The sequence below is a fragment of the Agrobacterium sp. S7/73 genome, assembly GCF_019355535.1.
Taxonomy (GTDB): domain Bacteria; phylum Pseudomonadota; class Alphaproteobacteria; order Rhizobiales; family Rhizobiaceae; genus Agrobacterium; species Agrobacterium tumefaciens.
This window is the reverse complement of sequence record NZ_CP072138.1, coordinates 184494-198154: the sequence shown is the minus strand read 5'-3', so window position 1 is coordinate 198154 and position 13661 is coordinate 184494. Positions and strand designations below refer to the sequence as shown.

Genomic DNA, 13661 nt, shown 5'->3' with positions numbered 1-13661 from the left:
CGTTGTCAATCAGTCTGCCGTCATCAAGCGTTCGATGAAGGTGGTGATCGAGATCGGTCGTGCAATAACATGCGCGGTTAAGATCGACGACAAGCCGCACGATGATGATGCGTCGATCACCGTCGAACCCGATCTCGATATGGGACAGTTTTTTGAAGCCAGTGACGATGAGCCACAATTTATTGCTGTGAAAAACCAAGCTTGGCCAATATCATGGCGTCAGCGGAGCGCAGTTTGCGTAGGGGGGTCTATGGCGGTTGTTCGCAAACTTGAGATCAGAAACTTCAGGTCTATTAGACAGTTGGACTGGTCGCCAACCGACGGGATGAACTGCCTCATCGGAGCCGGCGATGCCGGCAAGAGCAGCATCCTCGATGCAATCGACTTTTGCCTCGGTGCCAGGCGCTCATTGACGCTCAGCGACTCCGACTTCCACAATCTCGATGTTGAGAATGAGATCTCCATCACGCTTGTTCTAGGACGATTGGGCGAAAGTTTACGTAACTACGAGGCATATGGCGACTTCCTCTCTGGCTTACGGTCCGATGGGCGCGTCGAAGAGGAGCCAGGACATGGTCTCGAAACGGTTTTGCGGCTTAACCTCACCGTATCCGGCGACCTTGAACCTCGGTGGCGCTTGTTGTCCAAGCGGGCACTGGATAGGGGTGTCGACAGAGGGTTAAATTGGGCAGACCGTCTGGCACTTTCCCCTACGCGGCTAGGAGACTGGGCTGAAAATAACTTGGCGTGGCGGCGGGGATCAGTTCTTAATCGCTTAAGTGAGGAGAAGCCCGATGCTTCCAAAGCGCTCTCAAATGCAGCGAGAGAGGCCCGAAAGACGTTTGGCGCAGAAGCTGAAAAGCAGCTCGGGGGAGCATTGGCGATCGTCAACAAGGCTGCACGGGAGCTGGGAGTACCCGTCGGCTCGTCCGCAAAGGCTCTGCTTGACACCCACTCGGTTTCCGTCAGCGGGGGGACGATCGCCCTCCACAACGATATGGGCGTGCCTCTTCGGGGCCTAGGTCTCGGTTCCACAAGGCTCCTGATTGCTGGACTTCAGCGTGAGGTCGCAGAGAAATCTTCGATCCTCCTTGTCGACGAAGTTGAACATGGCCTCGAACCGCATCGTATCATGCGTCTGATCGGATCGCTCGGGGCTAAAACAATACCGACGCCACAGCAGGTTTTCGCGACTTCCCATTCTCCAGTGGTTCTTAAAGAACTGGGTCATCACCAGTTGTTTGTGCTTAGGAAAAACAGGGATGGCTCGCATCATCCGTATGCGATTCCAGCAGACACTCAAGGAACACTACGCGCGTTCCCGGAAGCGTTTCTTGCCCCGTCGGTTTTGCTATGTGAGGGTGCAACGGAGGTCGGCTTTATTCGCGGTTTTGATCAATACTGTGTTGCACAAGGTCAAACATCGATGCAGGCCGCCGGGCTTGCTCTAGTTGACTGTGGAGGTGGCCATGCCGATCGCCCATATCAACGTGCCAAGGCGCTCATCGCACTGGGATACCGCACGGCAGTATTTCGCGATGACGACGTGAAACCCTCGCAAGCTTTTCAGACCGAAGTGGCGTCTCTCGGTGGCAGGACTTTCACATGGTACGATGGGCAAGATATCGAAAGCGCGATTGTGTTCAACGTCAACGATCACATCCTTTTGCAGATGGTGGATTATGCTATTTCTATCCACGGTAACGATCCGATCGCGGCACATGTTTCTTCTGCATCCAACGGGTCAGACAACCTTCAAAACATCCGCAACGTCCTTTTTTCACAGCAACATTTGAGCTCTCCTGCACAGCGAAACATCCTCGCTCGTGCGTGTGGTGGAAAAAACGCCTGGTTTAAATCGGTCACACACATGGAGCATGTCGCGCTCCACATCCTTGCCCCGAACCAGGGGGGTATCAGCCCGGCACTAACAATCAAAATCAACGACTTGCTAGGTTGGGCACAAACGAGCCATGGATGAGCGAAGTATTCTCAATTGCCAGAGAGGTAGTCTCGCAGCGCCAGCGGGATGCGGCAAGACGCATATCATTGCGACCAGCCTTCTTGCCCACGGTTCCGCCAAGCCGGTTCTGATACTCACGCACACGAATGCTGGCGTCGCAGCTCTCCGTTCACGTCTGGACGCAGCCGGAGTCCCCCGTGCTAGATATCGAATCACGACGATAGACGGCTGGGCATTACGGCTTGTTGGGACGTTTCCCGGACGCAGCGGCCAAGACCCCCAAATTCTTTCCCTGAAATTCCCGGCAAATGACTATCCTGCAGTGAGGCAAGGTACCCTCAACGTCTTGGAGGGTGGTCACCTGACCGATGTTTTGCACGCGACCTATTCGAGGGTAATCGTCGACGAGTATCAAGATTGCATTACTCAGCAGCATCAAATGGTTTGCCGACTGGCTGATATTTTGCCCACCTGTGTACTCGGCGACGACATGCAAGCGATCTTCGGGTGGGGGACAAACGTACTGGTCGGATGGGCCGAGGTTGAACGTGCTTTTCCCCCACTACCCCCGATGAGCACCCCTTGGCGCTGGAACAATGCAGGATGTTCGGCTTTCGGCCAATGGCTCCTGTGGGTTCGAGGGGCACTGACACGGGGAGAGCCTGTCGATCTGCGGCTCGCGCCGAGTGAGGTATCATGGGTGCCAATTACGGGGCCGGATGACGTTCAGGCCCTCACGGGTGCCGCATACTCGTCGTCGCCAGTCAATGGCGGAGGTGCGTTGATTGTCTGCGATAGCCGTGTCCCGCGGAGGCACAGGGATATTGCGAGCAGGGTGAAAGGAGCGGTCGTCGTTGAAAATGCAGATCTGTCCGATTTCATAAGGTTCGCGGAATACTTTGACTTCGCCGCCCCGGGAGCTGCGAATGCTTTGATCGATTTTGCCGGTGAGATGCTTACCGGTGTTGGGCCAGCACAATTCAAGCAGCGTCTCACCACATTGCTCGCAGGCCGATCCCATAAGGCGCCAACAGATGCCGAAACGGCTGCCGTCTCTTTTTCGAACAATCCGAACCCAAAGTCGGCTGTAGATTTCCTTGTAGAGATCAATCGACAAGCGGGGGTATCGCAGCTTCGACCAGCAATCTTGCGAGCGTGTATTCGAGCTCTTAACGCCTCCAGATCAGCTGCGGAATTTCATGATATGGCGGTGCGCGCTCGCGAGCAGTCAAGAGTTCTCGGAAGAAGTGTTCCCAACCGAGCCGTCGGCAGCACTCTTTTGTTAAAGGGTCTCGAGGCCGACGTATCCATCGTAATCGACACCGACGCGCTCGATGCTCGTAATCTCTACGTCGCGATGACACGTGGCTCACGACGTCTTGTGATCTGTTCGACCAACCCTATTCTCACCCGTTTTATGTAGCAGGATACAGCTTATCGATCGCATGGCATCGCATCCAGGCAGATTGAATAGGACGACAATGACAGTTCCGATACAGCTCGTGACCGCAGTTGAAAATCTCTGGCGAATGACGCCGCCCGGACCGGCTAATCTTACAAAAGCGCCGGCTTTCATCAAACTCACGGAGGTGTGCGGCGAAATTTACGGTTTCCCGCATGCCGACTCCGCACTTTCGAATGCGCTACGGTCACTAGGAGCCCCGTTCAATCTTCCAAAAGACAATCGAGATAGGGCGCTCGATCCGGAATTGGCTGCGCTCAAACTGCATGAAGCAATGACAAACCAAATGGTTCGCCGCCGGCACTTGTGTCCTCTCGATTTGTGCGATCAACTTCCGTCAATCCGGTTCGGAAACAGCGTGGTTGGAGAATTTAGCGAACCAGAACTGGCGGAGTTTTTGGACGTGGCCAGGCTCGCGCGGTTCTATCCCACCTATAAACCGCCGGTGCGCCAACTGGCACAATTTCGCTGGCTGGTCGTCGAGGAGAATGTCGCAGTTGATCCAAGGCCGGAAGCGCGGGCCCTGCCCATCCTATTTGTCGATCTAAGCCAAGACTTCGGCGAGATCGATCCCCATATCGGACGCTTTCCGCCAGTTGTCGAGGCTGCGATTTTTTTTCTTCTGCTTGCACCATGGGAAGATTGGGCGGTGTACTCCGAAGTAAACTGGCGCGCCTTCCGTCTTCCGTGGCTTCATACCGTTGACGATGATCTTTTTGTGAGGCCGATGGCGCCCCCAAGCCCCGACACCCTCTCCGTGCAGCCAGATATCGCTTACGACCAATATGGCGATGAGGTCGAAATAGAGCGGCCGACCGTCAACAACTTGGAAGACGAGGCACGGACTGATTTCAACCAACTGAACGAGAGCTTCTGGCAAAGTGTCCTGGACGCCCGCGCTGGCGCCTTGTTCGAGACGCCGATCGTGCATTTCATCGTGCGAGCTTTCCTGGCTGACGGTATGGATGAAGTCATGGCGCATATGACCGCCATTGAGGCGGGGCTAGGATTGGAGATGGATCATAGGAGAGGGCTACGCCCCAAACCGGATGCCCACAGGAACGTCTCCGCTTCTGATAGAACTGCAGCACGTTTGGCTGCTCTCCTGAGCGACGCAGCCACAGCTGTTGCTTATCGCGAGCTGTTTGAGCTCCGCAGCAGCTTCGTTCATGGAAGGGCCGGCCTTGCTTCGCTTGAGCGCCAGGCGTCTCGCACGGAAAATGGCGGAGGCGCTCGTAGCTCAATCGGCGATGAAACCCGGTTTGCGTGTCCATGTTCTCAGCGACCTGCTAGATCGAGGGGCGCCACTTCTGTGATTTCTTTACCTTCAAGTGCAGGAAGACCATCAGTAAAGCGGCGACTGCAATGTTTATAGAAACCTCGGGAGTCGTCACTGCCCAGTTTACAGCACTCCCCATGCCCGAAACCTCCCCCTCCCCGTCATCTCTCTGAGGCCCAGCTCCAGAACAATCCGCCGCGCCGCCTGCGGCGTGACCTCGAGCGTCTTGGCCACCATCCCAGCCGACACGAGCGGCCTTGCCATCACCAGCTCGACCAGCTCCGGCAGTTTTGAAGACGTTCGTCTCCCCGTTAATTTGCGTTCCATCATCTGCCGAGCCAATGCCAGCCTGTCATGCTCTTTCATTCCGATCTCGGCGGCCGCCAAAAATCCGTGGGCGATTGCCAGCAACCGGGTCTCCCGATCACGATGGCGGCGCCGATCGACGGGGATGGTTTTCAGACCGAGATTTATGGCGGCCAGATGGGCACCTGACGTAACGCCGGCCTGGCGCACGATCGCGGCGGCAAACAGCCGGCCGAGCCAGGGCGCGTGCTGAAGGACGGAAAGCTCATTCCAGGCATCGAGGGCAACAATCGCCCGCAGCACCGCCGGCAGGTTTTCTGCCTGCCGCAGCACGCCGCGCCATTCATCGAGCCGGGCATCCTCGTCCCAGTCGAGATCATAGATCATCGGATCCTTGTCCTGGCCGCTGCGACGGCTTGGCCGTGTGGCACTCTCAATCGCGGCTTCCGATCGGGCCAGCACCGCATCGATGGCGGCATAATCGACGCCAGGGATATTTTCGACGTGATCACTGTCCTCCGCCTCCCCTTCCGGATCGATCGCCACCGCGCGGCGGACGGCAGGTGCCGTCCCGGTCTCCTCAGAGCTTGTTGACGTGATCTCGGAGGTTCTTCTGAGCGTGCGGACGCCGTCGGCGGACAGCGCCCAGTCTGAGCGTTGCCCGGCGATGCGCCGGCGGGTGCGCAAGACGTCGCGGGCGATGGTCAGTTCGTGGGTTGGCGTTCGAATATCTCTGACATGGTCATGGAGCACGAGGTCTTCGAGATGCACAAGTTCGCCGTCGATCCAGAGTGAGGCGCAGGCGTCGGCGAAATGGGTGCGCTCGATCCATCCCAGCCCGACCGGTGAACGGGCGATCCGCTCGTCCAGGCGCGCGAGAGCAATACCGGCGTCGAAAGCCGGCCCCATCAGCCCCATCAAGGGTGCCATGCTGATTTCTGCGAAATCGTAAACCATTGAAATCATGGTAAATGATTTGCTAAAGGAACTCTATATGAATATTAAAGTTCCTCACATCATATGATTGGCGGTTGGGCTTCTCACCATCGATAATAATCAAGTATCGATAGTGATGGATTTTGCGTCCTAGATTGGATAAGGTGGGGTCAAACGTCACCCGCAGCGACCTGAACGGGATGGAAATGACTGGCGACAGAGAGGCGGGAGGACTTTCCTCCGCCACACCGCAACTATTCGCTTCGGGCCGTCGCGCGATGACGTTGCGCACGCGCCTGCTCAACAAACCGGCGCTTGACCTCATCAAACAGGGCCGGTGGCAAGGGCCTGTAGTAGCCCGTTTCGCTATCGACCGGCCTGACGTCGGGTCCCGGCCAGACAAACCGATTGCTTTCCGTCACAACGATCCAGGAGCGTTCGTCGTCAAGACCCAGACGCCGCTTGGTGGCAGCCGGGATTTCGACGGCGTCTTGCGGGTCGGATGGCGGCGAACGCGTGACAGGCAAAACTCTCACGGCCGGCGTTCCGTCTTCCAGTGTAGCGACGATCGCCAGGACAAGCACCGGACGGTCCTTGTCTGCCTCCTCCCGTCCTTCAAGATGCTGCCAATGCCAGAGATACGAATATCGGAAGAGCCAGCCGACCTTTGGTTCAGTCGGCAGCATGCTTTTCCGTCAACAGTTCGGCATTGAGATGATCAAGGCCCGGCTCCATCCGCGAAGCTTCAATGGCTGCGAGTTCATCGTCACCAAGGGCTGCCGAGAGTTCAACCCGGCGATCCCGTTTCGCCAGCCGGAGATAATCCTCATAAGCTATCAATACCGTGCGCGGGCGGCCGTTCTTGGTGATGATCACCGGCTCACGGACAGCGGCATCCTGATAGGCCCCGAAATTTTTCGACACCGCCGCAGCGGTTACTGTGGATGTCATAACAAAACTCCCTTGTTCCGTAATATACGGGATTCACGGAATATATGCAAACAACTCGTTCTACGGATTATGCAAAGATGAAGCTAACGTCACCGACCCTGGCTGCAACTGACGAGTCAGTGCTGAAGCGCGCCGAGGAACTGGATGCTCTGGACGCCATCCTTCCGTTTGACCGTCGCGACCAGCTTGCTGAACTTCTGACCGACGAGGACGTCGCCACGCTGAAACATCTCGCCAGCGAGGGCATGGGCGACAACACCATGCGGGCACTGGCGTCGGATATCGCCTACCTTGAAGCGTGGTGTTCTGTGGCTACCGGCACCCCCCTGCCCTGGCCGGCGCCTGAAAGCCTGCTCCTGAAATTCGTTGCCCACCATCTGTGGAATCCGATCGAACGCGAAACCAATCCCGATCATGGCATGCCCGAAGACGTCTCGATCACACTGCGTGCCAAGGGCCTCCTGAGAAGTAGCGGCCCGCATGCGCCCGCGACCGTTCGCCGCCGGTTGACCAGCTGGTCGATCCTCACACGCTGGCGTGGCCTGACTGGATCGTTTTCGGCGCCATCGCTGAAGAGTGCCCTCCGCCTTGCGGTCCGTGCCAGCAATCGTCCTCGGCAGAGGAAAAGCAGGAAGGCCGTCACCGGCGACATTCTCGCAAAGTTGCTGGCAGTATGCGCCGGTGACAGGCTGGTCGACCTGCGTGACCGGGCGCTTCTGCTGATGGCTTTCGCATCCGGTGGTCGTCGGCGTTCCGAAGTGGCGGGACTGCACGTCGAGGATCTGGTAGACGAGGAACCCGTTCGTGCCAATCCTGCCGATGAGTCCTCCCCTCTCCTCCCCTGCCTGACGATCCATCTCGGCCGTACCAAGACCACATCGGCCGATGACGACGAGCATGTCGTGCTGATCGGTCGACCGGTAACGGCGCTCAAGCATTGGCTGGGTGAGGCAAAGATCGAGGCAGGACCGGTTTTCCGTCGTATCGACCAGTGGGGCAATCTCGATCGGCGGGCGATGACACCCCAATCGGTCAATCTGATCCTGAAAACCCGCATCAAACAAGCCGGACTCGACCCCGCACAGTTTTCTGCCCATGGGCTTCGTTCCGGCTACCTCACCGAAGCTGCCAACCGCGGCATTCCACTGCCTGAAGCCATGCAGCAATCCATGCACAAATCAGTCGTTCAAGCTTCCGGCTATTATAACAACAGTGAGCGAAAGATGGGACGGGCGGCGCGTCTGGTTCTGTAGTCAACAACAAAGCTCCATCTCCTAAACCGGTCCTTTGCTCTGGCCCCTTGCATCAAAGTTCGTTACGGCGCGGCGGTTGTGAGCTGCTGCAACAGCTTGACGAAGCGGCTAGTCCTGACGGCCTTCGCGTTCTGGGCCAGGTCTACCGTTTGCACGACGACCAGCTGCTTTGACGGCACAATGGCAATCGCTTGGCCGCCGTAACCGGAGGCGAGCGCCGCGCCGGGACCGAATACATTGGGATTCAACGTCCACCACAGATAGCCGTATCCCATGCTCCCGCGATCGGTCATGGAGTATGTAGTGGTGGATGCTTTGACCCATGCCGCTGGAATGACCTGCCGGCCGCTCCAGCGCCCTCCGTCGAGATAGAGCTGGCCAAACCGGGCTGCGTCTCTGGCACTGAGGCGAAACGGATAGGCGGGATGTTTAGACTGGCGTTCGGTCACATATCCACCGTCCCGCGCCTTGAAATCTTCCATGCCAATGGGTTCAGCGATGCGGTCCGCGAAGCTTTGAAAAATATCCTCGCCGGTCTGCTGGCGATAAATCGTTCCCAGTGCGTTGAAATCCCAGTTGTTGTAGAACCAGAAGGTACCGGGCGCATCGCTTCCCCGCTCCGGGCGCTTCTGGCGAATGTCGGCGGTTTCGTAAGCTGCGGCATGATAGATGCCCGATCGCGCCATGAGCAGATCGCGGACAGTGGCCTGCTTTTCTGCCCCGGTCAGGACTGGAGGTTTGTCGTCAATGCCGAGATCGGCAAGAGTGCTGCCGAGATCGATGCGACCTTCTGAAACCGCAATACCGTAAAGTGCGCCGAGCAGGCTTTTGCGCACGGAAGCGACACTCACTTTGCGTGACACTTCACCCCAACTAGCAATCACCTCGCCCTTCTGCACGACCATAACCGCCGTCGGCTTCAAGCTGGCGGCATAGTCCTCCGCCGCCTTCAGCTGTTCGACGGACCAGCCTGCAGGCGCAGGGTCAACGCTTTTCCAGGGCTGCGCATTCGCCTCACCACCAAAGGCGATCGTGACAACGGAAATGAAAGCAAAAACAATCGGACGCATGAAATGACCTTGGGACTGTGAAATGTTCTACCCAGCATGACAGTTTAGTTCTCACACCACCTCGAATGTCATGAGTTCTGCAACGGCAATGCCGTCTCGACCAACCGCATCCAGTAGGCCATGCCATAAGGAATCGCTGCGTCGTTGAAATCATAGTTGGGGTCATGCAGCCCGGCCGTGCTTCCGTTACCTAGAAGCGCGATGTTGCCGGGCCGCTGTTCAAGCATGAAAGCGAAGTCTTCTGAGCCCATAAGCTGCGAGTGGTCGGGATCCACGCCCATCAACGCACTCGCGACCTCAACAGCCAGCGCGGTTTCCGACGGAGAATTGACGACTACCGGATACAGGTTTCTGAAGGTGACCGTCGCCGTCGCTCCGTAGGACGACGCGATACCCTCCGAGATGTCGACAATGCGACGAGCCATGGTGTCTCGCACCTCCGGCTCAAACCAGCGTGCCAAGCCACGCAGCTCACTCGATTCAACGAAGGTACTACCCGGTTTTCCGCCTTGAAACGATCCGAAGGAGATCACTCCGCTCTTCAGCGGATGGACGTTCCGAGCGATGATGGTCTGCAGGGCGATAAGGATGTTAGCGGCGGGAAGCAGCGCATCAACGCCAGCCTGAGGGCTGGCGGCATGCGCACTTTTCCCATCGACTGTTATCTTGAAACTCGCCACGGCCGCACCGAACGGGCCTGTGCGGGTGGCGAAACGGCCAACGTCCAGACCCGGTTCGTTATGAAGGGCAAACACCCGCTCAATGCCCCAGCGCGTCATCAGGCCGTCATCGCACATTGCTTTAGCACCGCCCTGCCCCTCCTCCGCCGGCTGGAAAATCACAACGGCTGTGCCATCAAAGTTGCGTGTTCCGCCAAAGCTTTTGCAGCACCCAACAGCATCGCCGTGTGCCCATCGTGTCCGCAAGCATGCATCCGGCCCTCGGTGGTGGAGGCGTAAGGCAATCCGGTCGTCTCCTGAATGGGCAGTGCATCCATATCGGCACGCAGACCGATCACCTTACCGGAAGCGTCATTCCGGCCCCGAATAACGCCAACAACGCCGCTCCGGCCAATACCTTCGGCAACCTCATCGCAGCCAAAAACCCGCAGCTTGTCGGCTACGAAGGAGGCGGTACGAGGAAGCTCGTAGCCCAGCTCCGGGTTGGCGTGGAGATCACGACGCCAGGCGATGATTTCATCGTGCATAAACGCGGTCCAATGTTTGTGTCACTGGACCGCATGCTACTGCTGCGGAGCGCATAAATCTCCTACTTCGGGAAGATTTATGCGACAGCTTTGGGACGGCCAGAGCCCATCATCTCAATCAGTCTCTTGAGTCGCTCCACCACGTCACTGGTCTCCAAGAGTTGCTGCTTCTGCTCGATACCGGCCGAGAGTAACGTGGCAACTGTGTCGGCCAATTGGCTTGCGTCACCGACCGAAGGCAGGCTGAAACGGGCCTTGGATCCTGGTGGAAGTGCGGAAAAGTCCACCTCGGCATAGGACTGGTACGCATCGAGAACCGCGCTCGACAGATCAGCTGCCTCCTTCGATTGCGCGCCCTGCTCCCCGACGGCTTTGACTTTCGCCTCCAGGAACTCGCCATCGATGATGCCCACGATGCCTGCTCGCTGAAGTCCGCAGACGGTAACCTTGAGAGCTCCGTCCACCTGTGTCTGACGATCAACCACGTTTGCCATAACGCCAACCGAATGGAGGGCATCAGCGGTGCTTGGACGATCGTATGTGCCACTCCTCTGGGCGACCACGAGAACGCGACGGTCGCCGGCGAGAGCCTGTTCCACGGCCTGCCGGGTTTTGTCGCGCGCCACGAAAATCCGCGAAACCATGTGCGGAAAGAGGACCATATCTCGCATGGGGACGACGGGAATTTTCGCGTCGGCCGAGATACGCGTGTTAGCCTGCGCCGAGGTCGCAGGTATTTCAGTTGACTGGATCCTCGCGGCCAATACGTTCCAGTCTCTAAAGCCAAGAATTCGGGCAACAAGCTCCTGGCTTTCGCTGGTGGACAGTGCGAGGGATTTGGCGCTGAGCGCTTCACGTAGCGTTTTCGCCATAGCTTTGGCATCGCGGAAATCACGCATGAGATGATCCTTTGCAAAAACGAACGGAGAGCGTCAGGAGCTTGCGTTGCTGACCCGTTCGTCCGGGCAAAGGGAGCCATAAGTGGCTCGATACATTCACCGTACCCCAAAGGGGCGTAAGCAGCAGGCTGTATCTACCGATCGTTAATTCTGCGCAGAAGGTTTGTTCTCTGTCAACGCCAGCTTGGGCGAAACCGCCGCTGTTCTCTCGCGGGAATTCTGGACGACTCACCGGTCGGGACTTGGCTCATCGGCAATTCACTCGGCGAGGTGTCGTAGGAGGACGTCGGAGCTTGTAGATCAAAAAGGAGTGGGTCCGAGGCGGCGCGCGGAACTTCATCCTAAGATCGGTGAAGGAAGATATGCGCGCAGCATCGTGACAATGAGCCCGTGAGGTTCGCGAACACACAAGCATTGCGGCGGCCGTGAGCATAGAGAATGCCGAATTGCGCCATCGCGAAAGCCATGACGAAATGCGCTAGAGCCGATAGCACCAGCTTTGAGGCTATCGTCTCCCTCTGCAGCGCCGTCTCCAACACAAATCCGAACACCCGAGAAACAGCGACTCTGGCATTTGGGTGATGGATCTGACGTCGACAGCGCATCATTCTATCCTTGCTTAAGGGCTGCGAGGCGCTCCTTCGTCGCTTTAGCTCCCGTTTCGAAACCTTAAGCTGTCCAGCACATTTTCGTAATTCTAACATCATGCATTCAAATCTCCTATGACAGAAGACACTATTGCAGCTGAGCGTACGGCCGATTGATCGACACGGTCTGGTGCCGAATTCCTTTGAGATGGTTTCTGAAATCACAAGCCGAAATCGAGATCTGAAAGCCGGCACCGAAGATGAGACCCGCGATCAGCACGCGCCCTGAACGCAGGTTGGAGGGACGAAGTGTGACGCTCGGGTCGCTCATTTGACAGCCGTGCAGAATGCGCCTTCCCCTTGTAGAAACAAACAGTTACAGGCTGAGAGAACTCACTTCGAGGAGGCCGCACCGCGCGTTAAGGTTCTGTTAACCAAAAAGAGTTTGCCGAACAGGTAGAATCGCACGTATTAATAACGCTTATTGGAAAGCATCAGAGCTAAAAGCGTTATTCTGGATTTGGCTGAATGAACATGGCAATCAACATCGAGGCGTCTGATTTTGATCAGGAGATTCTCCAGCAAGGAGAACTGATCTCTGACAATCTGAACATGCTTCGATTGGAGCAATATCCACCGGATGCTGAAAAAGGTCTACGCTCCTTTTCGCTGGCCGAAGTTGCGGACTATCTTGGCGTCACGCAAAATCACATCAAGAAGCTACACCTCGAAGGAAAGGGTCCGGTTCCCGCAACGACCTCATCGGGACGCAGGACTTACACCGCAGAGCAAATGCTCGAACTTCGTCATTTCCTTGACAAGAACGGCCGCAGCGACTTTAAGCGTTACGTTCCCCATAGAAGGCCAGGGGAGCCATTGCAGATTGTCTCGGTCGTCAATTTCAAGGGCGGCTCTGGCAAGACGACGACCACGGCTCATCTCGCGCAGTATCTCGCACTCACGGGTCATCGTGTTCTTGCTATCGACCTCGACCCTCAGGCGTCGCTGACCGCGCTTCACGGTATCCAGCCCGAGCTCGACAAAAATCCGTCATTGTTCGAGACGCTGCGCTATGACGATCAGCGCAAGTCGATTACCGAGATTATCCAGCCGACAAATTTTCCTGGTCTGGACATTGTCCCGGCCAATCTCGAGCTTCAAGAATACGAGTACCAAACGCCGCTCGCAGCTTCGAACAGGTCCTCTCCGGAGGGACGGCTGTTCTTCACGCGTATCTCCAACGCCCTAAAGGAAGTCGAAGATCGCTACGATGTGGTAGTCATCGACTGCCCGCCGCAGCTCGGCTACCTCACGCTGACTGCACTGACCGCGTCGACGTCAGTTCTAATCACTGTGCACCCGCAGATGCTGGACATCATGTCGATGAGCCAGTTCCTACTTATGCTCGGCGGCATTCTGGAATCGATCAAGGGTGCCGGTGCCCGGGTAAAATTGAACTGGTTCCGCTACCTCGTGACGCGCTATGAACCGACCGACGGCCCCCAGGCTCAAATGGTCGGGTTCATGCAAGCGATGTTTTCGAAGCGAATGCTGCAGAACCATATGCTGAAATCCACCGCAATCAGCGATGCCGGGATCACGAAGCAGACCCTTTATGAGGTAGAGAAGAACCAATTCACCCGGACAACATACGATCGGGCGCTTGACTGCCTGAACGCCGTCAATGGTGAAATCACCGGGCTCATCCATAAAGCTTGGGGTCGCAAATGAATGCAGTTTTTGACAGC

At 57.0% G+C, this 13661-nt stretch carries 10 protein-coding genes and 1 pseudogene; 5 read left to right on the top strand and 6 right to left on the bottom strand.

Translation table 11 applies throughout. From position 1 onward, the window contains the following. The first annotated feature begins 34 nt into the window (after positions 1-34). Genes J5276_RS25405 through J5276_RS25395 form a run of 3 tightly spaced genes read left to right on the top strand, consistent with a single transcriptional unit; the run spans position 35 to position 4800 of the window. Positions 35-1981, top strand: coding sequence for an ATP-dependent endonuclease (locus J5276_RS25405; protein ID WP_209159842.1), 1947 nt, complete (start codon positions 35-37; stop codon positions 1979-1981). Further along, positions 1974-3386 (top strand): UvrD-helicase domain-containing protein, encoded by a 1413-nt coding sequence (locus tag J5276_RS25400; protein ID WP_209159841.1) that lies wholly within the window; start codon positions 1974-1976, stop codon positions 3384-3386. The genes J5276_RS25405 and J5276_RS25400 overlap by 8 nt, the downstream gene beginning before the upstream one ends. Positions 3387-3444: 58 nt before the next feature. Beyond that, on the top strand, positions 3445-4800 hold the full coding sequence (locus tag J5276_RS25395) for a hypothetical protein (protein WP_209159840.1): 1356 nt from the start codon (positions 3445-3447) through the stop codon (positions 4798-4800). Positions 4801-4827: 27 nt separating this feature from the next. Here the strand turns inward: J5276_RS25395 and J5276_RS25390 are convergent, their stop codons facing one another. From J5276_RS25390 to J5276_RS25380, 3 genes are all read right to left on the bottom strand, one after another. Further along, the gene (locus tag J5276_RS25390) at positions 4828-5976 is read right to left on the bottom strand and encodes an RHE_PE00001 family protein (protein WP_209159839.1); all 1149 of its coding nucleotides are present in this window, start codon (positions 5974-5976) and stop codon (positions 4828-4830) included. Between the two features lie 224 nt (positions 5977-6200). Further along, on the bottom strand, positions 6201-6632 hold the full coding sequence (locus J5276_RS25385; protein WP_209159838.1) for a plasmid maintenance toxin (PemK-like): 432 nt from the start codon (positions 6630-6632) through the stop codon (positions 6201-6203). After that, the gene (locus J5276_RS25380; RefSeq protein WP_006312295.1) at positions 6619-6897 is read right to left on the bottom strand and encodes a type II toxin-antitoxin system Phd/YefM family antitoxin; all 279 of its coding nucleotides are present in this window, start codon (positions 6895-6897) and stop codon (positions 6619-6621) included. The genes J5276_RS25385 and J5276_RS25380 overlap by 14 nt, the downstream gene beginning before the upstream one ends. Before the next feature lie 77 nt (positions 6898-6974). Here J5276_RS25380 and J5276_RS25375 point away from each other — a divergent pair, with 77 nt between their 5' ends. Continuing rightward, positions 6975-8150 (top strand): site-specific integrase, encoded by a 1176-nt coding sequence (locus J5276_RS25375; RefSeq protein WP_209159837.1) that lies wholly within the window; start codon positions 6975-6977, stop codon positions 8148-8150. A 62-nt stretch (positions 8151-8212) separates the two neighbouring features. Here the strand turns inward: J5276_RS25375 and J5276_RS25370 are convergent, their stop codons facing one another. The 3 genes and pseudogenes from J5276_RS25370 to J5276_RS25360 all read right to left on the bottom strand — a co-directional run bounded on the left by J5276_RS25370 (position 8213) and on the right by J5276_RS25360 (position 11326). Further along, positions 8213-9220: a serine hydrolase gene (locus J5276_RS25370; RefSeq protein WP_209159836.1), complete on the bottom strand. Its 1008-nt coding sequence runs from the start codon at positions 9218-9220 to the stop codon at positions 8213-8215. A 68-nt stretch (positions 9221-9288) separates the two neighbouring features. Beyond that, a pseudogene (locus J5276_RS25365) lies at positions 9289-10427 on the bottom strand (amidohydrolase). Between the two features lie 77 nt (positions 10428-10504). After that, positions 10505-11326, bottom strand: a complete 822-nt coding sequence (locus J5276_RS25360; protein WP_209159835.1) for an LON peptidase substrate-binding domain-containing protein — start codon at positions 11324-11326, stop codon at positions 10505-10507. A 1115-nt stretch (positions 11327-12441) separates the two neighbouring features. Between J5276_RS25360 and repA the strand changes: the two genes are divergently transcribed. Next, complete coding sequence (repA, locus tag J5276_RS25355) at positions 12442-13644, top strand: plasmid partitioning protein RepA (RefSeq protein WP_209159834.1); 1203 nt, start codon at positions 12442-12444, stop codon at positions 13642-13644. The last annotated feature ends 17 nt before the right edge of the window (positions 13645-13661 follow it).

Coding starts and splice junctions, on each gene's coding strand:
- J5276_RS25405 (WP_209159842.1), top strand. CDS start 35: ATGAAGGTGGTGATCGAGATCGGTCGTGCAATAACATGCGCGGTTAAG.
- J5276_RS25400 (WP_209159841.1), top strand. CDS start 1,974: ATGGATGAGCGAAGTATTCTCAATTGCCAGAGAGGTAGTCTCGCAGCG.
- J5276_RS25395 (WP_209159840.1), top strand. CDS start 3,445: ATGACAGTTCCGATACAGCTCGTGACCGCAGTTGAAAATCTCTGGCGA.
- J5276_RS25390 (WP_209159839.1), bottom strand. CDS start 5,976: ATGATTTCAATGGTTTACGATTTCGCAGAAATCAGCATGGCACCCTTG.
- J5276_RS25385 (WP_209159838.1), bottom strand. CDS start 6,632: ATGCTGCCGACTGAACCAAAGGTCGGCTGGCTCTTCCGATATTCGTAT.
- J5276_RS25380 (WP_006312295.1), bottom strand. CDS start 6,897: ATGACATCCACAGTAACCGCTGCGGCGGTGTCGAAAAATTTCGGGGCC.
- J5276_RS25375 (WP_209159837.1), top strand. CDS start 6,975: ATGAAGCTAACGTCACCGACCCTGGCTGCAACTGACGAGTCAGTGCTG.
- J5276_RS25370 (WP_209159836.1), bottom strand. CDS start 9,220: ATGCGTCCGATTGTTTTTGCTTTCATTTCCGTTGTCACGATCGCCTTT.
- J5276_RS25360 (WP_209159835.1), bottom strand. CDS start 11,326: ATGCGTGATTTCCGCGATGCCAAAGCTATGGCGAAAACGCTACGTGAA.
- repA (WP_209159834.1), top strand. CDS start 12,442: ATGAACATGGCAATCAACATCGAGGCGTCTGATTTTGATCAGGAGATT.